Genomic DNA, 25,680 nt, shown 5'->3' with positions numbered 1-25,680 from the left:
TCTTAAATGAAACTAAAAAAGAACTGCCAATAAGCCGGCAGTTCTTTTTGGTTTAGTTATTCTTTTCTTTTCGTTTAATCGCTGCGTCAATATATGCCTTAAAGACTCGTTTAGACGGTTCATCTCCAGCTTTTGCAAATTCCTCTGGATGCCATTGGAAACCAAAAACGAAGGAATGCTCCGTACTTTCCACTCCTTCAATGATGCCATCTTTAGCACGAGCTACAACTTTTAGCGGTTTATGTACTTCATGACAGGCTTGATGGTGGAAAGAATTCACTCTGAACTCTTCTTCTTTAAGCATTTCAAACATTCGACTATCTTTGTCTACTTTCACTTGATGAGAACGATGAGTACGCTCTGCTTGTTGTTTATGTTGCATTACTGCTTCTTCTCTTTGAGAGTGAATACTTTGGTAGAGAGAACCTCCTGTTGCAACGTTTAACATGTGTAAACCGCGGCATACACCGATATATGGTTTATCAAGCTCCAACATTTTTTGCGCTAACGCATGCTCCATCGCGTCCAAACGTGGAGCGATTTTCCCTAAATGCACATGAGGATCTTGATCATAATAAGAAGGATCGATATCTTCCCCTCCTGTTACAAACAGTGCATCAATTTGTTCACAAAGTGCATCGATATCTCCTCCCGGAATAAGAGGAATCACTAAAGGAATTCCACCTGCCTGTGTCACAGCATCTGGATAAATGCAGGGCATGAAATATCCTCCTCCCTCTTTAATTTCTGCGGTAATTCCAACAATTGGTTTCATGTATATTCTCCGTTCTATTTAAAAAAGTTCTTATTCCTTTATCTACCCTCTTAGATTCAGGAAAAACGTAACTAAATATTCCAAATGTCATCTGAAGGATATCCCCCCTTTAAAACTGGTTTAGTCATTCTTACATTAGAATCTAATAGTAAATTGACAATAAGAAATCAAACATCATCTTCTACTTATGTAGACTTACAGACTGATATCGAAAGTGATGAGATCATCGTAAACGCAGCAATCACTATTAAGAAACTTGAATGAATCAAACGTTGTCATAAAGGAAACGTTTTTTCACGTTTGAATCAGCCTGTGAAGGGAATAATTTTTATATCATAATTTTTGAGGAGGCGTATCATGGCAAAAGATAAATACGAAAAAATTCACGAAGAAATTAAAGGTCAAACCCAAGATCACCAACCCGGAATTGAATCAAAAATGAATCCCGAACCGATTTACGACGATAAAGATTATAAAGGATCTGGCAAACTGACTGGAAAAGTGGCACTCATTACAGGTGGAGATAGTGGTATCGGTCGTGCGATTGCCGTGGCTTATGCCAAAGAAGGTGCGAATATTGCTATCGCCTATTTAGACGAGCATGATGATGCTGAAAAAACGGTGAAGCTGGTTGAAGGATATGGCGGTAGAGGGATGAAAATTGCAACTGATTTGAGTGATGATGAAAATTGCCATGACGCCATTGACCAGGTGATTGCAGAATTTGGTCAGCTAAATATATTGGTGAATAATGCTGGTAAGCAATTTCCTACAGAAGACTTCTTGAAAATCACTCCAGACCAATTGCAAGAAACATTTTCAACAAATATCTTCTCGATGTTTTACTTATCTCAGGCAGCACTTCCCCATTTATCGAAAGGGGACACCATTATCAACACGTCTTCAGTTACTGCTTACAGAGGATCGCCACATTTAATCGATTACTCGTCCACAAAAGGTGCCATCACTACATTCACCCGCTCCCTGGCACTGAACTTGGTCGATAAAGGTATTCGAGTGAATGCAGTAGCGCCAGGACCGATTTGGACCCCTTTGATTCCTGCAACATTTGGCAAAGAAGAAGTAGCCAAGGCGGGAGACGACACACCAATGGCAAGACGTGGACAACCTGCAGAGAATGCTCCGGCTTACGTTTTCTTAGCATCTTCTGACTCAAGCTACATGATCGGACAAACGATACATGTAAATGGTGGAGACTTCGTTACTTCGTAGAAAATCATAAAAAAAGAAAAAGCACATCATCATAGATGTGCTTTTTCTTATGGTTATTTGTTTAACGTTCGCAAGCAATCAGGTCTCTGTCACGATCACTCTTATCATTTAAATCATACAATTTCTGATTAACGAAAGGCTTGTACTTAGTTGCCCCACCTTTATTTTTCACTGTTGATGACCGTGCAATCCCACCTGGATAAATCTTATTAATTTCTTTGCAGTTACTATATTCCTTTACTGTCACCTTAGGAGCTGCTTCCACTTGTGTATGTCCTACCATTCCTCCGATTAATGCAACAGAAAGAAGAAGACTAGTTATTCTCTTTTTCATTAATATTCCTCCAACACTACTTAATTACCAATATCATACATTAAAAATAGACTATTTGTCCAGAAAATCTAATTTATTTGTTTTTATCAAGTGTGCTTTACTAATCTCCCTTTAAATTTTTTCATCACTATTAAAATCGATACACTCACTTCTAATTGCCACTATTGCTGGATATATTGTGAAGAGAGGTGTTCAAATACAAGTGAAATGGATGTTGAGTCATAAGCTTATCACTATCGTTAGTTTCTTATTTCTGGTTACAGGATTTGCAATTTATCATGTCTATTCAACTGTTGAATCCACAGTTGAACAAATGCACGAACCCTTAAAATTTCCTGAGTCTACTTTCCGATCTACGCCTATACTAATTGAAGAGAAGCCCCCTCTTTCTTTTCTGTTATTAGGAGTGGATGAGAGAGAAGCCGACAGAGGACGAGCGGATACAATGATTGTAGTCACCGTAAATCCAACTGATAATACGACGAAAATCATTAGCATCCCCCGAGATACCTATACAACATTGATTGGATTGAACAAAGAAGATAAAATTAATCACTCCTATGCTTTTGGTGGTGTAGAAATGGTCAAAGCAACCGTTGAAAATTTAATGCAGATTCCTATAGATTACACAGTTTCGATTAATATGGAAGGATTTATCGGTTTAGTTGATGCCGTTGAGGGGGTAGACGTAGAAAACAATTTAGCTTTTGAAGTGGATGATTTTAAGTATCAACTTGGTCCCATTCATTTGCAAGGTGAACAAGCATTGGCATTCGTTCGAATGAGATATGATGACCCAAATGGGGATTTCGGCAGACAAGAACGTCAAAAAATCGTACTTAATGCTATTTTCAACAAACTGAAATCTTTCAATAGTGTTTGGAAATATAAAGAATTGTTAGCCGTTGCAGGCGACAATGTGCACACGAATTTAACGTTTGATGAAATGAAGAAAATTTTTAAAGATTATAAAGAGGCTTTTAGTCATCTGGAATCACTTTCTTTACAAGAAGGGCATGGGCAAATTTCGGATGGTGTCTGGTATTACGTGTTAGATACACATGAACTTGAAAAGATACAGCTGCAATTGCAGACACATTTAGAATTGAAAGATTGAAAAAGCTCCATTCAAAATTGAAGAAGCTTTTATGTATGATTACTGATGCAATTTAAAAAATCCCGCCCTATTGTAAATAGAGGCGGGATTTACAAATTAATTAGCTAACGTTACTGAATAAAACTCATTAATATCTTTATAATATTTATTTAATGAATGAGTTGATACTCCATACCATTCAGCTATTTCTTTAACGCTCCAATATGGTCCTTCAAACAATTGATGCTCTTGCCCAAATCGAATGGCACCTGCAGCTACGGCCGCTTCTTTTCTGGCATTCGGTTGATTAGTTACCAAATAATCTTCGATGATGTTCAACAATTGCTTAGGATTACGATTTTGTTTCTCGAGTCGATCCATTACTTCAAGAAGGATACCAGCTTCGAAATCGGTAAATTCGCCGCCCGCGTAACCGTTTGCCCCTAATAGTTCCCAAAAATCGATGAGGTGAGATTGCAAGAAGTGGGCTGCCTCTTCCTTCGTACTGACAGCATTTGATTGTGCGTAGGTATTGATAACATCCCGATGGTCAGTTGGGAGGAATATTAAGCTTGAAACCGCCAAGAAGTGATTGGCTTTTAAACTGATATCCGGCAGCATGAAGCAGAAAACATGCACGCCAACAGGAACAGGCTTTTCACTTTCACGTTTTAAATAAAGTGTTTCATTCGTAAGGATATTTTTTACTTTCATAAACTCTTGTGCTACTTCTACGACTTCTCCCAAAAGTACGGAAGGCGTTTTCCAATGCTCCAGAACATTGATAACAGATGGTCGCACCGCTTTCTTTTGTTGCTTTTCAACATATTTCAACCAGATTTCTGGTTTATGATGGAAGAAGAATTCATCGATTGCAATAGCTTCTATCATTTCTTCAAGCAAATACTTCTCTAGCTTCGATTTCCATTCCTTAATTACACTTAGCAATGCTGGAAAATCCTTGCGTTCGGGATACTCGTCATAAAATGATTGGAGCATTCTATCCAACTCTTCCGAACGAACAGCTTCAATTGATGGCTCCTGATTGCGTTCACAACATTTTTTAAATTTTTTCCCGCTTCCACATGGACACGGATCATTACGTCCTACCATTCAAACACGTCCTTCGATTAATAAAGTTTACGCCCTAGTGTAACATGCAATCCAGCATGAATACAGGGTACGAAGGATGTGGGACTTACGGAATAGCGCGGATATGGATAAATTTATCGTTAAGATATGCACGCTGACAGGGATTAGCTGTAAACAAAAGGGTCATACAACAAGAGTTGGACACTTTTTTGATGATTTTTCTGTCTATTCGTGGTTTCCTCAGTTCTATTCGCGAATCCAGGTTCTCTATTCGCGGTTTCCTGTCGACTATTCTCGCTCAGGTACATTCTATTCTCGTTTCAATAAATTCAAACAAATCTTGACCTAATAACAAAAGGCATGACTAAATTAACTTTCAACGGTTGTCATTGCTTTATGATTAAATGGACATTTCCCTTTAATGGGTTCAATGTCGTCTCCGATAAAGAATTGTTTCCATTCATTATGCTCTGGATCACCGAAATGGCTGATATCCGGATGCGTTGGCAGGTGGTCCCATGCCTCTACGCGTTCGCGTACTTTTTCGCGGGACATGATGCCCCCTTTTTCAGTACCTTCTAGCCCTTGGAATATTTTTCGTGGCTGGAAACCGAGCACCATGGAGTTACCTAAATGTCGTGTTTTTCTTTGTTTGTAAGCTGGAGCATTACCAAAGACAAAAATAGGTTCCCCATGAAAACGGAAATCCCATAAATGGTGGGCTGGATTCAGTGGTGCATCTTCAGGCCATTCCACTGGGTCGACTTCGTGTAAATACTGAAGAATATCCCAAAATTGTTTGCGGTATTGCTCTAATTTGCCTTCGACTTCAAATGGTTCAACAAAAACAAATAAGCCATGACGCTTATGTTTAGGGTTATTAAACAAGTCCAAAAAACCTTCCAACGTTTTGGGTAGATTTGACCAATCGTCCTGTGTGATATAGCCATAACGCAATTCGCCTTTTAACTCTCCACTCATCCCGAAATAACAGGGAAAAGTTTTATCCGTAACTGTATTATGAAAAGTTTGATATTCATCGAGTAACCATTGTGGTAAATCCGATCGTGTGGAAAAATCCTCTTTTGTCAATAGAGCCTGTTCCTTTCTTATCATCCAAATTCCCTCCACCAAATAGCATGAATGCCATATTTTATTAATCAAATACCCTGTACCTTTGATTCGAAACAATCTCATTTAAACATTGAAAAATTTTTTCTTTCTTTTTATGTTAATTTATTTCCGTTACGGGAATAACAGAAGAAACGATTACAATTTCATGGAGGATGAAAGATGAGCATTGAAAGTTCCGATTCTATTCAAACGAGTTGCCAAAGTGAATATGACACTTTGCGAAAAGTTATTGTTTGTGAACCCCAATTTATGTCGATTGATGAAATAATCAACGATGTTCAAAAAAAATATAAAGATGAAAATATCAATATTGAACGTGCTTTGAACCAACATCATGATTTTGTTGCGAAAATGCGTGCAGAAGGCGTCGACGTCATTACACTGCCCGCTAATGCCTCTTATCCTGAACAAGTTTTTACTCGGGATATCGGATTTACTCTTGGCAATCAGACCTTTGTATCTGAAATGGCAAGTAGTATCCGACAAGGGGAAGAAACCGTTCTAGAGAAGTGGTTAAACACACATCATGTACCTTTCCAAAAATTATCTCAAAACCATATTGAAGGTGGAGATGTCATCATTGACGGTAGTACAATCTATATAGGGCTTAGTCATCGAACATGTAATTCAGCAATTGAACAGCTTCGCTCCGATTTGCCGAATTTTGAAATCGTTGCAATTCCATTTGACCCTAAATATTTACACTTGGATTGTGTATTCAATATACTTTCCCCCGCCGATGCATTAATATTCCCACAAGCACTGGACGCGGAAACTGTATCATTTTTAACAAACCGCTATCATTTAATTGAAGTAAGTAAGGAAGAACAATTTACGCTGGGTACGAATGTGTTATCCATTGGACATAAAAAAGTTTTCAGTTTGCCTATAAACGCCCAAGTAAACAATAAAATGCGGAGTCAAGGCTATAAAGTAATTGAAGTGGACTTTTCAGAAATCATCAAATCTGGGGGATCTTTCAGATGTTGTACTATGCCAATTGCACGAGGATAAAGTGGCAGTTTTATAAAATTGCATACTAAATCACAATAAAAAGAATCCATTTTGATCAGTCTTGCTTCAAAATGGATTCTTTTTGTTTAATACAATATAATACCCTAAAGAAACACTTTCATTTATCATATGTTTATATGGTGGTTATCATTGAAACGGTTGAACAGTATGAGTTCTATAATGTCATTTGATATCTTCTGTTCCAGCAGAAGAATATAAGTGATTTACTAACCTATGTTTCAAATCCAATACACCGTTAATCATTCACCCTAGGATTATGGAATGAAGTGATGATAAAGACATGATTTTTTTGTAACTACTTCTCTATGGCTCAGACTAAAGAATTCTTATGCACATTCAGCCCAAACGCTGACTCCCCACTGGGACCATTTCCAGTTGCCTGTGAATTTTTTGCCTTGATACACAACACACCAAATCATTAGACCTGCAAAAATAGTAAATGCCAAACCTAGTAATACTGCTGCAAAGATTAAAAACCAAGCATCACTTTTAACCATTTGCTTTTGAAAAGAGTTAATAGCTTTCACCTTCATGGTTTGTAGAAAAACCAAAATACTGAGTAAAGTGTTATTTATGGACATTGTCAATTTATTCACCTCCTTTCAATTGAGAACTGAGATATGCTTTAATAATCATCATCCCGTCTCCAAAGGGAGGCAAGAGAAAGATTATGTGTAGAAGAAAAATATAAGAGACATACATCATTAACTGAGAACTAGCTGTCATGAAAAGAATCAACCCTATAGTGAAACAAATCAACGGTCCCATCATAGCCATCATCACTATCTGATAGTTACTTAGGTGAAAAAGAGGGATAACCGAAATTCGCAAAAATGTACTCTCAATTCGCACAGCACCTTTTTTTTTCAAAATCTTAAATGATAAGATATGAAAGTATTCATGCAGCATGAATGAAATAAGCAACGAACTAATCAAGGTGAATTGTTGGACTGTTAAAAAAGCAACTTCTAGTTTCAAAAACAGTGGCATTGGTAATAAGATGCTTACAATGATCATTATCACCAGTGGTTTATTGATTTTAAGGAATAACCATGAAAAATTCATAAGATTTATGTCTTCTACTGTTTTTGTGACTTGTTTCATGGCCTAATTATGGCTATTTTTAAGTTGGATTTGTTTTTGTCGTAAAAGTTTATAAGTGAAGAAAACAATCATATAAAATATAGTAAGTATAATCACTGTAAGGATTGCTGGAAGATAATTTTCAACTCCAAAGTGTAAAGAAACGGAACCATCAGCCTTATCGGCTGAATCGAAGAAAAGAGTGTCAAAGTAAACTGTTCTCTTTCCTAATTTGCCGCCCTCACTGAACAACATATAAAGAAATGAAAGAACTAGAATTACTAAAGTTGTGACAAATGCCCCCAAAAATGCATTGAATCCTATAAAGACTTTTTTCATCTTATACTTCCTCCCTTATTTTTTTTAAGCCAAATATACTAAAATATATAATTACAAAAAAGATAAAACCGACAAATATAAAATTTTGAGTAGTAGACAGTTGAAGTATTGCTATCCCTATCGCCAAAACACATATTATCGTGAAAATAATTACGAAACTGATAATGACAGAGAATGGATTATCATCGTATGGTGGAAAAAGGATACCCACCAGTGTGAATAAAAAAACGGCAACAGTTACAGAAGCTAAAGCCATAAAGTTGGTTGTTAGACTTGTATTAAAAATCAATACAATTATCACCAATGGCAATGAAATGAACAGTATATATAAAATCTGACTACTAATAAGGAATACGTAGTCTTTCCAAACCGTATAATTCGTTTTCCACCATAATTTTCTAATAGAATTGGTATTTACATAATGATAAATTCCATTAAACGCCAAAGGTAGAAGTGCATATAATGAGTATTCACTTTTATTATCCATAAATAAATAGAGGAAGATGATATACGAAACACCTATGTAATTAAAGGTATCTTTCTTCCTGAGAATACTATACACATAGGAGACCAATAGGTTATTAAATCGTTTAAATAATTCAATTTTCAAATAATTTTGCGTAGACATGTACGCTTTATCAGGTATTTTGATATTCAAGAAACTCAAAAGTAAAAACGATATAATAAAAGTGACCAAAATAATCCAAAAGTCGAATCGTTCAAAGAAAATCGACCATGATATTAAAATATTAAATCCAACATCCTTTTCGTCGAGATATGCATATACAACAGACTCTGCCACAGAATTAGCATCTTGGTATAAAAAGAAGAACACTAGGCTAAAAATAAAGATTGTCACGATGTCTTTTAAAGGATTCAGGTTGAAAAAATTGAGAATAAAGACGATGACTTTATTAATAAGTTGTAAGATTAAATACGTAATAATACTAGAGAAGAAGACTGTGCTAATTAATAACAAAATGAATTGAGTTCCATATGTAAGGATCAGTGAAAGGACAACAGCACTTGACAACAATGAGATTAAAATAATAGAAATCACCGTTTCAAAAATTAAAAGTGCGCTATTTCTTTCATTCATCGTTACGGGAAGAGTGGTTGTCATCTTAAGAAAACTGTTGGACTTCATAAAAAGTATTTTGACAAACATGAAAATAATTAAAGACCAAAACATGATTGTCATACTATAAACTCTTAAGATAAGTGGAACTTCAAGGTTTTCATTCCCAATTAGATTAAAGAATGAATACAACATAAAAGTGAAAATACCGAGCATCATTACTAGGACTAATAGAAAGATAACCCTAAATGCTTTGCTTTTTAGAGGACCGATGTTAAAAACCTTTCTGGTGAAATATAAGCTAATCAGATGTACTAAATTGAAAACTTGTGCGGATCTCATTTTTCACCTCCTCTAAATTCATCAACTCTTTAAATGAATCTGAGAGTGATTGTGTAAGATTACTTACGAGATCGTCCAGATATACTTCCCCTTTATATAAAAGAATCACCCTATTACTTATCTCCTGCATCAACTCTAAATCATGTGAACAAATTATAATGGTGCCACCATTTTTCGTATACTCATTGAGTAAAATTTTTATAATTTCTTTCGCCTCAACATCAATGCCATTTAAGGTTTCATCTATAATCATTAATGGAGGATTTAACAAAAGAGCATTTATTAATTGAAGCTTTTTTTTCATTCCATGGGAATAGGATTCCACCATCTCCGAAAGTTTCTTATTCATGCTTAAGTGAGATGAAATTACTTGTAAATTTTGTTCGTCTATTTTCTTTTTATATAACTTGGACATCAACATAATATACTCTCGACCTGTTAAAAATTCGGGAATATAATCGTCACTCGGTAGATAGACAGTTTTACTCTGTACAGACAAAGAAGTATGAGATGTTCCATTGAAAGTGATAGAACCTTTTTGTAGCTTCAGTAAATTGCATACCAGTTTAATTAAGGTGGTTTTTCCTGATCCATTGGGTCCAGCAATTGCTACAAATTCTCCTCTCTTAATTTCCAAATTGATATCATTAAAAATTGGCTGTTCTTTATCATAAGAATGGTGAATTTTTTGAAGAGATAGCATTATTTACCCCCCGCAGGCATATTAAAATCCATTTATTGGTAATCAGTCGATTTTAAGTTAAAAAATGGTTTTTTTTAATGTAACATAAAGGAAAAATTAGTCAATAATTTATTTCGGAATATTTAAAATTTATTATAAAAAACTTTAAAAAATGCTTTTTGTTTACTTAACTGAGAAATGTAAAATGACAAATAGGAAAAATTCTTGATGGCTACTCGTTTTGTAATCTATATACTTATTTTACTATTATAGAAAAAAAAGGCTACTTATTTAAGTTGAGAAACTTTTTCCGAAAAAGCATTATTTTCCATAATTTTATAAATAAATTTCCCATTTTTTACACTAAATTTAGTTATTAGAGATAGTAGGTATTACGATTACGTTTCACAAGTGGCTATGATATGCATGCTTAGATTATTGAATAAAAAACGTGAGAGTGTATTACGCCTTGCATGCCGAAAGTGCGTGAAGAATGAGACCCACAAGTATGTGGTCTTCATACTTGTGGGCTCATGCGGAACATGCAACTTAGTGTAAATGTAGATAACAACATTAATGTTTACAGATCCAATTACAAAACAAACACCATAGCTTTTCGCTATGGTGTTTGTTTTGATTAAATAGATTTCTCGGTTAGCACTGTAATGCAAATCGATATCGACTTTTTCAAATCTTCGTGCGACCAGCTTGGGATATTTCCATGTTGGATGGCCAATTCATGGGAAGCCGGTATATGAATAAATCCGGATGGGATATTTAAGTTGGTTGTATGAATTGTATGAAGTCCTTCGTACATCACGTTATTGCACAAATATGTACCAGCAGTATTTGAAATGGATGCAGGAAACCCGGATTCGTTTAATTTTTCTACCATCCCTCGAATCGGTAACGTGGATATGTAGGCTGCGGGACCTTCAGGTTGAATAAGTTCGTCCACAGGTGTATGTCCTTCGTTATCTGCAGCACCATCTTTTACATTGATCGCGATGCGTTCTGGCGTTATTTTTGAGCGACCACCTGCCAGTCCCAATGAAATGACTGCATCCGGCTGTAACTCTTCTATCAAAGCGACTAATTGGTCCCCTGATGACTTAAAATCAACCGTCATCGTTTTCCCTACAATTTGATAATCTCCAATCGTTTGTCCGTTTAATTCCTCCACTATTTTCATAGTTGGATTTACCGTGAACTTTAAAAAGGGTTCAAAACCTGTCAGTAACAAAGTTTTCTTCATAAGCTAGTAACCTCCTTTTCCCGTAATTTTATTGTACCGTATAGCTTCTTTCATTTCGAAAAGCAAACAATTTATGGATAATATTATTTGGAATTTTATCGATTTCAGTCCAGATAGATAGACCACTCTATTGGTATTTTTTTGTTGACTCTACATTTTATTTTTCCCTATAATTCTATTTTGTGAGCAATCACGAGAATATTCGCAAGGAGAATTTAATGCTTCCATTAAAAAAATCACATGTTTCTGGAAGAAGATCTCTACTTACACGAATCTGCATCTTGCCATCTTCTCAATCTCGGTTTACTTCTCTCTTTTATCAAATGATGAGAAGAAATTAACCTGTTGCCAATGAATTTCCCACATAAATTCCAGTCACAATAAGCATCCACTTCGGATGCTTTTTTTCATTCAGTTAGTTACATTTCCAACTAAAAGATCAATTTTTCCCACTAAGCAAAAGAGTCCTATCAAAACGGGTAATATTTTAAATCGAAAAAATCCCTTCACAACATGTGAAGGGATCATGCATTAAGTATTTTGCTTGTGTTTATACATTTCGTGGTCAGTGTGTTGAAGCAAATCACTATAAGCTCGACCATCTTCAGGATAATAAGCGACTCCTATACTAAAACTCGTATAGATACAATGATTATTTACGATCCAGGCTTTCGAAATTGCCTCTTGTACCCTGTAAACGAGTGACTGAATAGAGTCTCTGTCACGAATATTCGTTAAGTGAATTGCAAATTCATCTCCTCCCAAACGGGCTAGGATATCTTGCTCACGTAGACTTGCCTTGACTCGTTCAGCAAACTGTTGCAGTACAATGTCACCCTTTGCATGTCCTAGTTCATCATTAATGCGCTTAAAGTCGTCCATATCCAAATAAAGAATGGCGAAATTCTTCTCGCGTTTCTCCTTAGAGATACGCACTAGATTCTAATTTAATACTTCAATTAAATAATCAACAATATGTTCAGCCCTTACCAATTCACTCATCCCCGCCCGATTAATACCAGCGCGCATCTGCAACAAACAACCTGGATTTGTAGTAATGATAATCGAAGCTTTGGTTTTCTGAACATCCATCATTTTATCATCCAGAATACGCAACGACATTTCCTGGTTCAACAAGTTATAAATACCTGCAGAACCACAGCAAAGACCTGATGTAGGCAGTTCAATATAGTCAACTGAAGGAATACTTCTTAAGACTTCACGTGGTTCATGGACTACCCGATTTACGTTTCGTAAATGGCACGAGTCCTGATAAGTAATCAAATCGCTTTTTACGTGAACAGTAGTCTTCAACTTTTCATTTATTCCGAGCTTGACCAGTAAACTGGAAACATCAATGATTTTTCGATCGAATTCCCTTGCTCTATCGGCGTACTCCGAGTCTTCTGCTAGCAAATGCCCATACTCAGCTAAAAAGGCACCGCAGCCACCTGCATTGTTCACGATGAAATCAATCTTAGAAAGGTCAAACGCATCAATATTGCGGCGAGCATTCCATTTTGCTTTTTCCAGTTCCCCACTATGTCCGTGCAGCGCACCACAGCAAACTTGAGTTTTTGGAATCTCGATTTTGCATCCGAGCGTTTCCAGCAATTGAATCGTGTTGTCATTTGTTTTACGGAACATCGTATCCATCAAACAGCCGGTGAAGAAGGCAACATGTATGGTATTCTTACTCTCTGTCACTGTGGCTTGTCGTTTCGTTTGCTTTGGAATCATTGGCATCGCTTTTTCCATTTCTTTGAGCATTGGAGGAAACAATTCCATGAAACCAATTTTCCGAACAGCTTTTTGCAATCCAGATGCTTGATACGCTCTGACCAGTTTCGTTGCACCCACCATTGCTGATTGGTTTTTGAATAGATGATCAAAAGCCACTTTTCGGCTGACTTGTTCCTTTATCGAAGACGATTTCACTGACTGCACCGCAGCTCTGGTCTGTTCGAGCAGATGTCCATATTCAACGCCTGCCGGACAGGCTGGTTCGCAAGCTCGACAACCTAAACAAAGATCAATCGCTTCCTCAGTTGAACTGTCCCACTCAACGATACCGTCGCGTATGCCTTTCATGATAGCAATGCGGCCCCGAGGCGAGTGGACTTCATTGAAACCACTATGTATGTATGTTGGACAGGCTGGCAAACAGAATCCACATCTCATGCAGTCAAGAAGCTTCTCCTCACTTACCTGTTCGACAAATGCTTGTTGCATTGGGTTTGCAGGCACACTAACCATTAGTAAGCACCACTCTTTTTTTCGTTTCCTTAGCAAATATTTTTCCGGGATTCATTATATTGCCCGGATCGAATGCTGCTTTAATTGACTTCATGACTTCAATACCTGAAGCGCCTATTTTCCATTCCAGATAAGGGGCCTTCATTTCCCCCACCCCATGTTCTCCGGTGATTGTACCGCCAAGGCGAATTGCCACTTCAAAAATTTCCGCAAATGCAGCTTCCACTCGATGCATTTCTTCAGCATTTCGTACATCCGTCAAACAGGTTGGATGCAAGTTACCGTCACCGGCATGACCGAATGTGCTAATCAATACATCGTATTTTTTGGCGATTCGCTGAATTTCCCGGACCATTGTTGCAATTTCTGATCGAGGTACAGTCGCATCTTCCAGAATGGTAGTCGGACGGATACGAGCAAGTGCAGATAGAGCCGTTCTTCTCGCAAGTCGTAGTTGTTCAGCTTCCGCTTCATTTTGAGCCAGTTGCACACTAATGGCTCCGTGCTTTTTACAGACATCTGCCATTAAAGTCATATCGGTTAGCACTTGTCCTGCTGTCCCGTCCTGTTCGAGCAGTAACAACGCTTCAGCTTCTATAGGCAAACCAATTCCAGCGTGCGCCTCAACTGCACGGATCGTGCCATTATCCATAAATTCCAGCGTAACCGGTGTGATTTTTTCGGCAATGATTGCGGATACTGCACTTCCCGCTTCTTCCAATGACGGGAAAATGGCCACCATCGTTTGTTTCGTTTCCGGCAATGGGATTAACTTCAACAAAATTTCAGTTACAATGCCCAACGTGCCTTCAGCTCCCACAAACAAACTCGTAACATCATAACCGGCAACGTCCTTCGCAAGTTTGCCCCCTGTACGCAGTACATGACCATTTGTCAATACGACTTCCAGGCCCATCACATAATCTTTTGTCACGCCATACTTCAAGCCGCGCAGGCCGCCAGAATTTTCACTGACATTACCACCAATTGTGGAGATTTTCATGGAACTAGGGTCAGGCGGATAAAAGAATCCTTCACGTTCGACCGTCTTATGGATATGTTCTGTAATGACGCCAGGTTGAACTCGTATCGTTAAATTCTCTTTGTCCAATTCCAGGATTTGATTCATACGGTGAAATAACATGACGAGACCGCCGGAAGTAGGTGTCGTTCCCGCAGCCAAATTGGTTCCTGAGCCACGCGGAACGATTGGAATTCTTTCCTGTGCACATAACGAAACGATGGCTTGTACTTCTTGTACGTTGCTTGGCGCTACAACAACATCCGGCAATGATTGAAAGTTAGGGGTAGCATCATATGAGTAGGCAAGTAAGGCTGCCTTTGATGCTTGAACATGCTGGGCAGAAACGATGACTTCTAGTTTTTTCAGTACACGTGGGTCCATGTTTAGTTCTCCTTTCAGTTGAAATCATTAGGTTGGGGGAATAAGTATATTCCCCCTAAGTTGCGTTTGTTCCCTCTCGCTAGGTGTTTATTCCTCTTCAACCACTGTTTATTCCCTTTCGCCCAATTCCTCCTTTGATATATATAACAAAACCTGGCAAATTTCCTTGCCAGGCGGTCGATTAAAAAATACGATTTTCCGTAGAAGCGTCAAAGAAATGAGCTTTTTCCATATCAAAAGCCAACTGAATGGTATCTAGAGGTTGGATGGTTGTGTTTGATTCGATTCGGGCAATGAAGTCTGAACCATGCAAATTGGAATATAGATACGTTTCTGCACCAAGAAGTTCCGATACTTCAATCTTTGCGTGGAATGTAGATGATGCATTTGATTCAATATCCTGTGCATTCGTATAAATATCTTCAGGTCGCACACCTAAAATCAATTCTTTGCCTTCGTACCCTTTTTCCTTTAACACTGCACGCTTGTCACTTGGAATATGAATTTTTGTATCACCAATCAATAGTCCATCAGCTGTCAACGTTCCTGTGAAGAAGTTCATAGCAGGAGATCCGATGAATCCACCGACAAAGACATTGTTTGGATAATCATATACATGTTTCGGAGTGCCGACTTGCTGAATATAACCGTCTTTCATGACAACAAGGCGCGTTGCCATCGTCATGGCTTCCGTCTGATCATGTGTAACATAAATGGTTGTCGTTTGAAGACGTCGGTGCAGTTTTTGAATTTCTGCCCGCATTTGAACGCGAAGCTTTGCGTCCAGGTTGGATAAGGGCTCATCCATCAAGAAGACTTTCGCATCACGTACAATGGCACGGCCAAGTGCTACACGTTGGCGTTGTCCGCCAGAAAGTGCTTTCGGTTTGCGTTTCAAATAATCTTCTAAGCCAAGGATTTTGGCTGCTTCATTTACTTGTTTTTCTATTTGATCTTTCGGTACTTTGCGAAGCTTTAGGCTGAATGCCATATTTTCATAGACTGACATATGTGGATAAAGAGCATAGTTTTGGAATACCATCGCGATATCCCTATTTTTTGGCGCAACATCATTCATACGTTTGCCATCAATTTCAAAATCACCATCCGAAATTTCTTCCAGACCTGCAATCATACGTAAGGTCGTTGATTTCCCACAACCCGATGGTCCGACAAATACGATAAATTCTTTGTCTTGGATATGTAAATTAAAGTCTTTTACGGCGATTACACCTTTATCATATTCCTTCGTCAAATTGACTAACTTCAACTCTGCCATACGAAGTCTCCTCTCAAATCACCTTAATAGAAATACTTATTTGCCAAACAGTACCGTGACATGTGGATGTTCCTTCAGAATGCTTGCCGGGAAATCTTCTGTAATCCCTTCAAATCGCAAGCGTTTGATTGCTTCTAATTTATGTTCTCCAAATGCAAGCAGAACAATTTGTTTCGCTTGCAAAATCGTGTTGATTCCCATTGTAATGGCGTGCGTAGGTACCTCTTCTTTAGAAGGGAAATACTTCGAATTTTCTTCACGCGTCTCATCCGCCAGTTCGACGACATGTGTTTTGGATTGGAATGAAGTGCCGGGTTCGTTGAATCCAATATGTCCGTTGACACCGATTCCTAGCAGTTGCAAATCAATGCCTCCACTTTGAATGATCGCCTGCTCGTAGTTTTCACATTCAGCAAGGATATTTTCAGCCAGTCCATTTGGCAAGCGCCTGTTTTCAATCGGCATATCGATGTGCGAGAACAATTGTTTTTCCATATAACTGTGGTAACTTGTTGATTCGGAAGGCGCTATCCCTACATATTCATCCAAGTTAAACGACTGTGCTTCCTTAAAGGAAAATCCGCCTTGTTGATACCGATTGACAAGTGCTTCGTAAAATCCAATTGGACTGCCCCCAGTTGCTAACCCCAATACGCTGTCTGGTTTTTGAAGGAGTTGCTCTTCAAAAATTGTAGCTGCCAACCGGCTCATTTCCGCATAATTTTCGACTTCAATCCAACGAAATTGTTTAGAAGTGATCACGGGCATAACTCATCCTCCCCATACAAAATGTAGAATGAACATCGAACTGATCGTCCACAAGTACGATATCGGCATCTTTTCCGACTTCGATGCTCCCTTTTCGCTCGTACACATCAAGTCTCTTTGCGGCATTAACAGACGTCATATTCATGATGTCTTTCATCGAAACATGAGCTAAACTCTGTAATTTCTTCATTCCATCATTCATTTTCAGCACACTGCCAGCTAATGTTCCATTTGCCAAAGTTGCCCTCGCCCCGATGACTTCCACTTGTTGATCGGCCAATGTATAAGTGCCGTCTGATAAGCCTTTTGCACGCATGGAGTCCGTAATCAGAATGATGCGTTCAGATCCGATTACTTTCAGCATCAGCTTCAACATATCGTCGGAAATATGGATACCGTCCGCAATCACTTCACAAAACAGTTGATCGTTCAGTAATCCGGCTCCAACTACACCGATTTCACGATGATGGAGACCACTCATCGCATTGCAAAAATGCGTTAAATGACTTAATCCGTGTTGCGTCGCTTGCTCAATTTCTTCATGGGTTGCAGTTGTATGACCCGCTGAAGAGATAACGCCTTGCTCCGTCAAATAGTGAATGACTTTAAAATCAAGGTCTTTTTCAGGTGCCAACGTAACCACTTTCAAATGCTCAAGCCGTTCGCCAAACCATCCATGCAATAAATTTGTAGAAGGTTCCCTGATAAACTCCAAAGGCTGTGCACCAGCCTGATCCGGATGAATGAAAGGACCTTCCAGATGGAAGCCCAGCATTTCTGCACCCTTAGCTGGAATGGAAGAGTCTCCTGCCATAAATCTTTCACCGCTACTCACAGCACGTTGTATGTTCTGCACAGACTGAGTCAGTGTCGTCGCTAAAAACGAAGTCGTTCCTTCTTGTGGTAAATAGCTGGCGATTGTTTCAAATGCACGCTTGTCACCATCCATAAAGTCAGCACCTATTGCGCCGTGTATATGAAGATCGATAAATCCAGGAAGCGCCATACAGCTTTCGCCGTCGAATCGAGCACCTAAAAATCCATCAATCGGCAGTTCAGAAACCTGTATGATCTTCCCATCAGCCATCAGGATTTCACCAGTCATCAGCTGTCCATTTGGTAAAGCGATTCGAATATTGTGTATGAGCATTGAATTCATTTCAAACACCTTCTTCTTATAGAAAAACGTTATTTTTTCTTTTTACGAAACGTTTGTTTTTGGATATCTTCAATCGCTTCCCGAGTGGCATCCAGATATGTGATCGTCGTATCGTATTGCTTGGAAGCCACAGACATGAATAATATATCCATGACATGCAACTGGGCAAGCCTTGAAGATGTCGCTCCACTCCTGAAGTTGGCTTCTCGTGTCGGTGAAGTCGTTAAATGAATCTGTGAAATTTCCGATACCGGTGATTGGCCAAACTTCGTTAAACTGATGGTCGTTGCACCTTTTTCATTTGCCAGCTCCAAGATTTTTTCCACTTCAAATGTTGAACCAGAAAATGAAATGCCAACTACTACATCATCTTGATTGGCATTTGCCACGATGGTTGCGCCCATATGTAAATCAGTGCTGACTGTGGAAGCTTTGTGAATACGCAATAATTTTTGTTGTGCGTCAATAGCGGGAATTGCCGAGGCTCCAACACCGAAGAAGTGAATGTTTTTGGCATTCACAATCGCATCCACCGCCATTTCAAGCTGTTTGCTATCCAATAATTCCGCTGTTTCAAGCAAGGTTTGAACGGCATGTTCCGTCACTTTCTGAATCGTCGTTGAAACGGGTTCGTTTGGCTGAATATCACGGTTAGTGAGTTCAATTTTGCGACCTAAATCTCCATTAATCCGAAGTTTCAACTCTTGGAAACCTTTGAGTTTCAAAGATTTGCATAGTCTGGTCACTGCCGCTCCGCTCGTCTGACTCATTTCGCCGAGTTCAGATACAGTCATACTGACGATTTTTTCTGGATTCGCCAAAATATAGTCTGCAATCTTCTGTTCTGACGGAGGAAGCATTTGTCGCATTTCATTTACTAACACCAATCCACCACTTGATATTGCCATGTCCATCAACCCTTCTTCACTTACTAATATAATCGAATCATCTGACGGTGCTGCTAGTTTGTCAACTCTTTTAGCATGACATGGAACGTCCTGAACGTTTTAAAGTCATTTTTCAAGTAGAGATGACCTGCTGCAGATGTTTCACTCGTCCATAAAAACCAGGCTCCCTGAATCGTCTGCTGTTTCATCACATGTAAAGTTTCGTGTAATAAAATTTTACCTAATCCTTTTCCTTGTTCGCTTTCATCCACACCGAAAGGACCGAAACGTTCACGTATTTGTTCGTAGCCACCATACATGGCAAACCCAACAACTTGATTGTGCTTTTTGGCAACCAATATTTGAGATGGAGAGATTCCTTGTAACACACCTTCCCGGATGGCTCTACCCCAGTCCGGGTTGAAGTGCTTGTTCGCAAATTGGATGACTGCCGGGAAATCACCGTCCTGCACGCTACCAAAAGAATAACCTTCACTTTGTCGTTGCTCTTTCAGCACTATTACTTCTTGCGGATAAACATAGTCCGTCAATGCACGGTGCATCGCAACAGGAGAATAAAGTCTGCGGAAGCCTTCTTTTTTCAAATACTCAAAGCCCTTCAGATACCTGACTTCATCTATACCTGGCAGAAAATAATTCGGTGCATAGGAAGAAAAGAAAACCTTTTCTGCGCCTTGGCCACGGATATACGCCGTTGCATGTTCCATTAACTGATGGCCGATTCCTTGACGTTCAACGCTTGGATGGACCATAAAGAACGTAATCCAGCCACTGTCACTTTCCAAGTTGGTTCCTTCCATTGGAAGCTTGCGCGTAATCGCCAAGATTGCCCCTACTATTTTGCCGTCTTGTTCCGCGACCCATAACCCACGTGAATCAAAATTCGCATCAAGTAAGACTTGAGTGCGGAATCGAGTCTGATTGATGGGATCATGCAGCAAAACATCATTCCACAAGTCGACAATGCCTACTTCATCTCCATTTTGAAATGTACGGTACACCTTCAATCATCCTTCCTTGATTTCCGCCAGTTTCACAGCGTCTCGTACAAATCCGCCGGACTGCGCAATGAGTTGCTGTGCTTGTGATTTATCTACACTCGTTAAAATCATGACAATTGCCAGTTTCACATCGAACTCCGTTTTCTCCAACACTGCTTCTGCCTCTTTGTAAGAGACATCCGTAATCGAGCGGACCATTTGTTTCGCGCGTTCACGCAATTTATAGTTGCTGGCATTCAAATCAACCATCAAATTTTTATATACTTTACCGGTCTTGATCATGGATGCCGTTGAAATCATATTTAGAATCATTTTATGTGCTGTAGCTGCACGCAAACGAGTGGAACCCGTCAATACTTCCGGACCAGTCACGACTTCAATTTTAATATCTGCATAGTTACTGATTGTCGAGTGTTCATTGCTCGCAAGACTGACAGTCGTTGCGCTGCATGAATTCGCATACATCAATGCACCTTTGACATAAGGTGTTCTGCCACTCGCAGCGATGCCGATAATGACATCATTTTCAGTGACATCAAGTTTTTGAAGATCGGAAGCGCCAAGTAGTTCATCGTCTTCTGCACCTTCCACTGCCTGGAACATCGCTCCTTCTCCACCAGCTAGAACTGCCTGAACAAGTTCAGGTGACGTACTGAATGTAGGTGGACATTCGACTGCATCTAATACACCGATTCGTCCACTGGTACCTGCACCAATATAGATGAGCCGGCCACCATTTTTGAAGGCAGCTACGACTTTTTCTATCGTTTCTTCAATGGCAGGGATCACTCGATGGACCGCGAGTGCAATCGTCTGATCTTCATCATTCATGGTGTTCAATATTTCTCTTATGGACATTTCATCCAGTCTCTGTGACTTCGGGTTAAATTCTTCTGTTGTGAGAAGTGATAATTTTTCCATCGCTCCGCCTTCCTATCTATATCTTAAGTATGATTGTCTTTTCATTAAAAACTGTTCGGTTTCACGGTGACACTGTTGTAAATAACTTTCTACAGTGCCTTCTTTCAATGCCAAACGTAAATGTGCATTACCTGATAGCAGGTCAAACATTGGATGCTTCAGACTTCCGTATTCCAAAAACTTCAGCTTATTCGGATACAGTTGAGCGATAACTGCCAACACACGGACAAAAACATGAAGCGGTTTGAACGTCTGTCGATTGGTAATATGCAACTGGATGCCTTCACACAATTCACCTGTAAACTTCTGATAGGTCGGTGTAAAGGAAAGGGCTCGGGCTCGAACACCTGCTAGGCCGAGTGCATTTACTTCATCCTGTAATTGTTCTCCATCAACGAACGGTGCACCCATGATTTCAAATGGTTGTGTCGTTCCTCGACCTTCAGATAAATTGGTTCCCTCTATTAAACAGGTACCGGGATATAGCAACATCATATCGAGTCCCGTTGTATTTGGAGATGGTGGAATCCACGGCAAATTCGTTTCTGTTATAAAACTGTCCCGTTTCCACCCTTCCATTTCAACGACAACCAAATCACAATGAATGGAAAACTCTTCATTAAAATATGAAGCCAGTTCGCCGACAGTCATGCCGTGGCGATTCGGAATCGGGTATAGTCCGACAAACGAGGTATAATCTGCCTCTATAAAGTTCCCTTCCACCTCAATGCCACCAATTGGGTTCGGGCGGTCGAGAACGAACATTTTCTTACCAGTCCGCGCACAAGCCTCCATCATATACGCCATTGTGTAAATGTACGTATAGTAGCGGGCACCAATATCTTGCATATCAAACACGATGACATCGACTTCAGCCATCATGGCATCCGTCGGTTTTTTCGATTTTCCGTATAGACTGTAAACCGTCACGCCTGTAGCACTGTGGACAAAGTCCGAAAACTTCTCGCCTTCTTTGGCATTCGTCTTCACCCCATGTTCTGGTGCATACAGCGCCGTCAGATTTATATCAGGATGTTCATGAAACAACCGGATCGTAGAGACTAGCTCACGATTGGCACCTGTTTGATTCGTCAGCAATCCGACACGCTTACCTTTCACATCTGCCACATGTCGTTCCAAAAACATTTCGAGCCCAAGCCTTACTTGAGTGTTCATCATTCCTTCACTCCGCCCAGTGTCAAACCTTTCACGAAATAGCGCTGGAAGAGGATAAAGACAATAATCATCGGAATGGCGGAAACCGCCGCACCGCTCATCAGTAACTTAAAGCTTGCCAGGTTCGCATCCTGCAAGGTTTTCAATCCTACAGGCAATGTATATAATTTAGAGCTATTCAAAACGATAATCGGCCACAAGAACGAATTCCAGACGTTCATGAAAGTGAAGATCCCAAGTGCTGCAAGACCCGGTTTTGCCAATGGCAATACAATGGTCCAAAACGTCCGCCACTCACTCGCTCCATCCATTTTCGCCGCTTCCAGCAACTCATCCGGAATGGAATACATAAACTGTCTCATCAGGAATACTCCGAAGACCATTGATAAATCGGGTAAAATTAACGCCCAGTGCGTATTCATCAAATCCAGGTTCCCAACCATTATGAACAATGGAACAAGTGTCACTTGCCCCGGAATCATCATCGTTGAAATGATGACCCAGAAAATCAAATTTCGTCCTGGGAACTTTTTCTTGGCAAGTACATAACCAGCCATAGCATCAAGAAGTAATATCCCCAAAGTCACGACGACAGCAATATAGAAACTATTAAAGAACCATTTCCCGACATCATTTTTCTTGAATAAATTTTCGTAACTTGAGAACGTGTTGTCCACGATATGATCCATCATGTCACGATGGTAAGCTTCTTCCTTTGCATCTCCTGCCTTAGCGGCATCGCGTGCTTCACCCCAATGTTCAAAGTAAAGTGGGATACCCATCGGATACATTTTTGGTGGATTGGAATCGACGTAAGAAACGGGACGTTCCATATCTTCCGACTGGTAACTGCTTAACTGCAGAGAAGTCGAGAATACCCAATACAAGGGAAGTAATGACACAACTGCGAAGATTGTCAGCAACACATATATAATCAATTTATTTACTTTATCAAGCGGTTTCTTCTTCATTGTCAAACCTCCAATCACTCATCATGACGAAGCACCCTGAACTGGATGATCGAGAAGATAAGGATGATCACAAATAATACGACAGATTGTGCGGCAGCGAGTCCAAACTCGAAGTCACGGAAACCTGTTTTGTAGATGAGATGCACTAATGTTTCGGTCGCATTCCCCGGTCCTCCACCTGTCATCATGATGATTTGGGTGAACACTTGGAATGATCCAATCGTGCTTAATAATACGAGGTATAAAGTGGTAGGTTTTAATAATGGAATCGTGATATGCAGCCATTGTTTAAAACTACTAGCTCCATCCATCCGTGCTGCTTCGTAAAGCGAATGTGATATCGATCCCATAGAAGCCAAATACATAATAATCCCGACACCGAATGGAATCAGACATGACATGATGATCAACGCCCATAATGCACTGCTCGATTGCCCCAACCAGTTGATCTGTTCAATTCCGAACCAGCCAAGGACATAGTTGAACAATCCGAATTCATAGTTGTACATCCAGCGCCAAACCATCGCAATGATAACCATAGAGGTAACGGTCGGCAAATAGAATGCAGATCGGAAAAAGCTTTGAGACACTTTCCCCAGCACAAAAATCATGGAAGCGATAACGAGGGCACTCAATACGCTAAAAGGCACCGTCACAACTGTGAACAGTAAGGTGTTTTTCAACGCCACCAGGAAGGCATCGCTTTGAAATACTTTTATGTAGTTGTCCAGTCCGACAAATTCACTGCCGAATATTTTGTACTCTTGGAATGACAGAACGAACGCCCAAATGACCGGAATCGCAACAAACAATGTAAACAAAATTAATTTCGGCAATAGGAACAAATAAGCACTGTAGTTTTTTTTCATTTGAAATAAGACATTTTTATTCGGTTTCTTTAACACTTTTAATTTTTCTTTGTCTTTTTTTGGTACTGCACCCATCGGTATTTGCGTCAAAATGGGACACCTCCTAAAAATGAAGCAGGCTTGCGTGATGCAGAGCCTGCTTTAACTTGATTATTTTAATAATTCGTCGACGGCTTTCTTCGCATCCGCCATTGCTTCTTCAGCTGTTTTTTCACCATTAAAGACTAATTGAAGCTGCGTTTGAATCGCTTCATCAATTTTTTGCCATTCTGGGTGACGAGGAAGCATGACCACTTGATCAGACATTTCCATCGCACGTGTCATTTCTGGGTTGTCTTTGAAAGGATCCATTTCAGATGCACTTTTGCGTGCTGGGAAAATACCATAGTTTTGAGCCATTTCAAATTGTTCTTTATCAGTAGAGATGAACTTCATGAAGTCAGCAACTGCCGCTTTTTTGTTTGCATCTTCATCTTGGTGGAACATTACCCATCCACCAACGCCACCGATTGTTACAGGTTTATCAGACTTGCCAGTTGGATAGTTTGCTACAGCAAAGTTTGTTGGGTATTTACCTTGTGCTGCACCAATTGCCCAAGTTGCCCAAGGCTGCATAGCTACAGTACGTTGTTCTTCATTTGCCCAAGCTTGGAATGTACCACCAACGTCATTACCACCCAATGTTTCAGGAGCTGCATTTTCTTTTAATTTCAAGTCAGCTAAATCTTGGATTGCCTGAACTGTTTCTGGATCGTCAAACGTGAATTCAGTCATATCTTCGTTCAAAGGAGATCCACCATTCTTATAGAAGAAAGGCCAAGACTCATAGTATCCAGGTAGAACATAAGTTGAGAAACCGTACACATCTGTTTTCCCATCGCCATCACGGTCAAATGTCAATTTCTTCGCAGCTTCAAGGAACTCATCGTATGTCCATTCGCCACCTTCAGGAGGTGTAACTCCAGCTTCTTCGAATAAATCTAAATTCAGAAGCATCGAGTGAAGTGTAATGGCATTTGGAATTCCATACATTTTGCCGTCATATGTGTATGCGTCTAATGCGTTTTCATAGAAATCAGCTTTTGCGTCTTTATCGAAATAAGCATCCAACGGTTCAATAACACCTTGCTCGATGTGATCGATACTCACAGCACTTCCACTGATATCCACAGGTGCGATATCAGGCCATGATTTACCTGCGATCGCAACGCCTAGCTTGTCGCCCATCTCAGCCCAAGGAACTTGAACCAATTCGACTTCAACACCTTCGTTCGCTTTTTCATACTCTTTAATTTTAGCTTCTAACCAATGGTATTTATTATCTTCTTTGTCTGGCCATCTTGGACCATCCCAAATCGTGATTTTTCCTTTAAATTCGTCGGCATTGCCCGCTTTTTCCGCATCGCCATTACAGCCAGCCAATACAGATGCTGCCAAGCCCAAAGATGCTATTGTGAGAACGGATTTCTTAAACACATTCTTCATTCTT

General features: G+C 39.6%; 24 protein-coding genes. 3 read left to right on the top strand and 21 right to left on the bottom strand.

Features of this window, described 5'->3' with window-relative positions:
• Positions 1–52 precede the first annotated feature (52 nt).
• Entirely contained in the window at positions 53–775 is a 723-nt protein-coding gene (locus tag AC1DSK_RS14775; RefSeq protein ID WP_477546416.1) for a gamma-glutamyl-gamma-aminobutyrate hydrolase family protein, read from the bottom strand.
• A gap of 357 nt (positions 776–1,132) precedes the next feature.
• On the opposite strand from AC1DSK_RS14775, the gene AC1DSK_RS14770 reads away from it, so the two are divergent.
• Positions 1,133–2,008 carry an SDR family oxidoreductase gene (locus tag AC1DSK_RS14770; RefSeq protein WP_477546415.1) on the top strand — a complete coding sequence of 292 codons (876 nt, stop codon included), beginning with the start codon at positions 1,133–1,135 and terminating at the stop codon, positions 2,006–2,008.
• 61 nt (positions 2,009–2,069) lie between these two features.
• Here AC1DSK_RS14770 and AC1DSK_RS14765 read toward each other — a convergent pair whose 3' ends face one another.
• On the bottom strand, positions 2,070–2,342 hold the full coding sequence (locus tag AC1DSK_RS14765; RefSeq protein ID WP_477546414.1) for an excalibur calcium-binding domain-containing protein: 273 nt from the start codon (positions 2,340–2,342) through the stop codon (positions 2,070–2,072).
• Positions 2,343–2,553: 211 nt separating this feature from the next.
• Between AC1DSK_RS14765 and AC1DSK_RS14760 the strand changes: the two genes are divergently transcribed.
• On the top strand, positions 2,554–3,459 hold the full coding sequence (locus AC1DSK_RS14760; protein WP_477546413.1) for an LCP family glycopolymer transferase: 906 nt from the start codon (positions 2,554–2,556) through the stop codon (positions 3,457–3,459).
• A 96-nt stretch (positions 3,460–3,555) separates the two neighbouring features.
• On the opposite strand, the gene AC1DSK_RS14755 is transcribed toward AC1DSK_RS14760, so the two are convergent.
• Entirely contained in the window at positions 3,556–4,551 is a 996-nt protein-coding gene (locus AC1DSK_RS14755) for a YecA family protein (RefSeq protein ID WP_477546412.1), read from the bottom strand.
• 348 nt (positions 4,552–4,899) lie between these two features.
• Positions 4,900–5,646 carry a YqcI/YcgG family protein gene (locus AC1DSK_RS14750; protein WP_477546411.1) on the bottom strand — a complete coding sequence of 249 codons (747 nt, stop codon included), beginning with the start codon at positions 5,644–5,646 and terminating at the stop codon, positions 4,900–4,902.
• Between the two features lie 177 nt (positions 5,647–5,823).
• Between AC1DSK_RS14750 and AC1DSK_RS14745 the strand changes: the two genes are divergently transcribed.
• Positions 5,824–6,678 (top strand): dimethylarginine dimethylaminohydrolase family protein, encoded by an 855-nt coding sequence (locus tag AC1DSK_RS14745; RefSeq protein WP_477546410.1) that lies wholly within the window; start codon positions 5,824–5,826, stop codon positions 6,676–6,678.
• Between the two features lie 347 nt (positions 6,679–7,025).
• Here AC1DSK_RS14745 and AC1DSK_RS14740 read toward each other — a convergent pair whose 3' ends face one another.
• The 17 genes from AC1DSK_RS14740 to AC1DSK_RS14660 all read right to left on the bottom strand — a co-directional run bounded on the left by AC1DSK_RS14740 (position 7,026) and on the right by AC1DSK_RS14660 (position 25,676).
• Entirely contained in the window at positions 7,026–7,280 is a 255-nt protein-coding gene (locus AC1DSK_RS14740) for a hypothetical protein (RefSeq protein WP_477546468.1), read from the bottom strand.
• Between the two features lie 526 nt (positions 7,281–7,806).
• A complete protein-coding gene (locus AC1DSK_RS14735; RefSeq protein ID WP_016428128.1) occupies positions 7,807–8,121 on the bottom strand; it encodes a hypothetical protein in 315 nt (104 codons plus the stop codon).
• Positions 8,122–9,500: 1,379 nt separating this feature from the next.
• Positions 9,501–10,244 (bottom strand): ABC transporter ATP-binding protein, encoded by a 744-nt coding sequence (locus AC1DSK_RS14730; RefSeq protein ID WP_477598332.1) that lies wholly within the window; start codon positions 10,242–10,244, stop codon positions 9,501–9,503.
• Between the two features lie 616 nt (positions 10,245–10,860).
• Entirely contained in the window at positions 10,861–11,478 is a 618-nt protein-coding gene (gene pcp / locus AC1DSK_RS14725) for a pyroglutamyl-peptidase I (protein ID WP_477598329.1), read from the bottom strand.
• Positions 11,479–12,009: 531 nt separating this feature from the next.
• Positions 12,010–12,414, bottom strand: a complete 405-nt coding sequence (locus AC1DSK_RS14720) for a diguanylate cyclase domain-containing protein (protein ID WP_477546405.1) — start codon at positions 12,412–12,414, stop codon at positions 12,010–12,012.
• Positions 12,415–12,420: 6 nt separating this feature from the next.
• On the bottom strand, positions 12,421–13,734 hold the full coding sequence (locus tag AC1DSK_RS14715) for a (Fe-S)-binding protein (RefSeq protein WP_477546404.1): 1,314 nt from the start codon (positions 13,732–13,734) through the stop codon (positions 12,421–12,423).
• On the bottom strand, positions 13,727–15,139 hold the full coding sequence (gene glcD, locus AC1DSK_RS14710; protein WP_477546403.1) for a glycolate oxidase subunit GlcD: 1,413 nt from the start codon (positions 15,137–15,139) through the stop codon (positions 13,727–13,729). Before glcD ends, AC1DSK_RS14715 begins: the two co-directional genes overlap by 8 nt.
• A 181-nt stretch (positions 15,140–15,320) precedes the next feature.
• Positions 15,321–16,418, bottom strand: a complete 1,098-nt coding sequence (locus AC1DSK_RS14705) for an ABC transporter ATP-binding protein (RefSeq protein ID WP_477546402.1) — start codon at positions 16,416–16,418, stop codon at positions 15,321–15,323.
• Positions 16,419–16,454: 36 nt separating this feature from the next.
• Positions 16,455–17,186 carry a glucosamine-6-phosphate deaminase gene (gene nagB, locus AC1DSK_RS14700; RefSeq protein ID WP_477546401.1) on the bottom strand — a complete coding sequence of 244 codons (732 nt, stop codon included), beginning with the start codon at positions 17,184–17,186 and terminating at the stop codon, positions 16,455–16,457.
• Positions 17,167–18,345 carry an N-acetylglucosamine-6-phosphate deacetylase gene (gene nagA / locus AC1DSK_RS14695; protein ID WP_477546400.1) on the bottom strand — a complete coding sequence of 393 codons (1,179 nt, stop codon included), beginning with the start codon at positions 18,343–18,345 and terminating at the stop codon, positions 17,167–17,169. The genes nagB and nagA overlap by 20 nt, the downstream gene beginning before the upstream one ends.
• 29 nt (positions 18,346–18,374) lie before the next feature.
• Entirely contained in the window at positions 18,375–19,253 is an 879-nt protein-coding gene (locus AC1DSK_RS14690; protein ID WP_477546399.1) for a MurR/RpiR family transcriptional regulator, read from the bottom strand.
• 53 nt (positions 19,254–19,306) lie between these two features.
• Positions 19,307–20,254 (bottom strand): GNAT family N-acetyltransferase, encoded by a 948-nt coding sequence (locus AC1DSK_RS14685; protein ID WP_477546398.1) that lies wholly within the window; start codon positions 20,252–20,254, stop codon positions 19,307–19,309.
• 6 nt (positions 20,255–20,260) lie between these two features.
• A complete protein-coding gene (murQ, locus tag AC1DSK_RS14680) occupies positions 20,261–21,175 on the bottom strand; it encodes an N-acetylmuramic acid 6-phosphate etherase (RefSeq protein WP_477546397.1) in 915 nt (304 codons plus the stop codon).
• Between the two features lie 12 nt (positions 21,176–21,187).
• Complete coding sequence (locus AC1DSK_RS14675; RefSeq protein ID WP_477598326.1) at positions 21,188–22,354, bottom strand: exo-beta-N-acetylmuramidase NamZ family protein; 1,167 nt, start codon at positions 22,352–22,354, stop codon at positions 21,188–21,190.
• On the bottom strand, positions 22,351–23,322 hold the full coding sequence (locus AC1DSK_RS14670; protein WP_477546395.1) for a carbohydrate ABC transporter permease: 972 nt from the start codon (positions 23,320–23,322) through the stop codon (positions 22,351–22,353). The genes AC1DSK_RS14675 and AC1DSK_RS14670 overlap by 4 nt, the downstream gene beginning before the upstream one ends.
• A gap of 14 nt (positions 23,323–23,336) precedes the next feature.
• Complete coding sequence (locus AC1DSK_RS14665; RefSeq protein ID WP_477546394.1) at positions 23,337–24,281, bottom strand: carbohydrate ABC transporter permease; 945 nt, start codon at positions 24,279–24,281, stop codon at positions 23,337–23,339.
• A 60-nt stretch (positions 24,282–24,341) separates the two neighbouring features.
• Positions 24,342–25,676, bottom strand: a complete 1,335-nt coding sequence (locus tag AC1DSK_RS14660; protein ID WP_477546393.1) for an ABC transporter substrate-binding protein — start codon at positions 25,674–25,676, stop codon at positions 24,342–24,344.
• Positions 25,677–25,680: the final 4 nt, after the last annotated feature.

This window comes from Paenisporosarcina sp. P4_B8, assembly GCF_056402175.1.
This window is presented reverse-complemented; position numbering and strand designations above follow the sequence as displayed.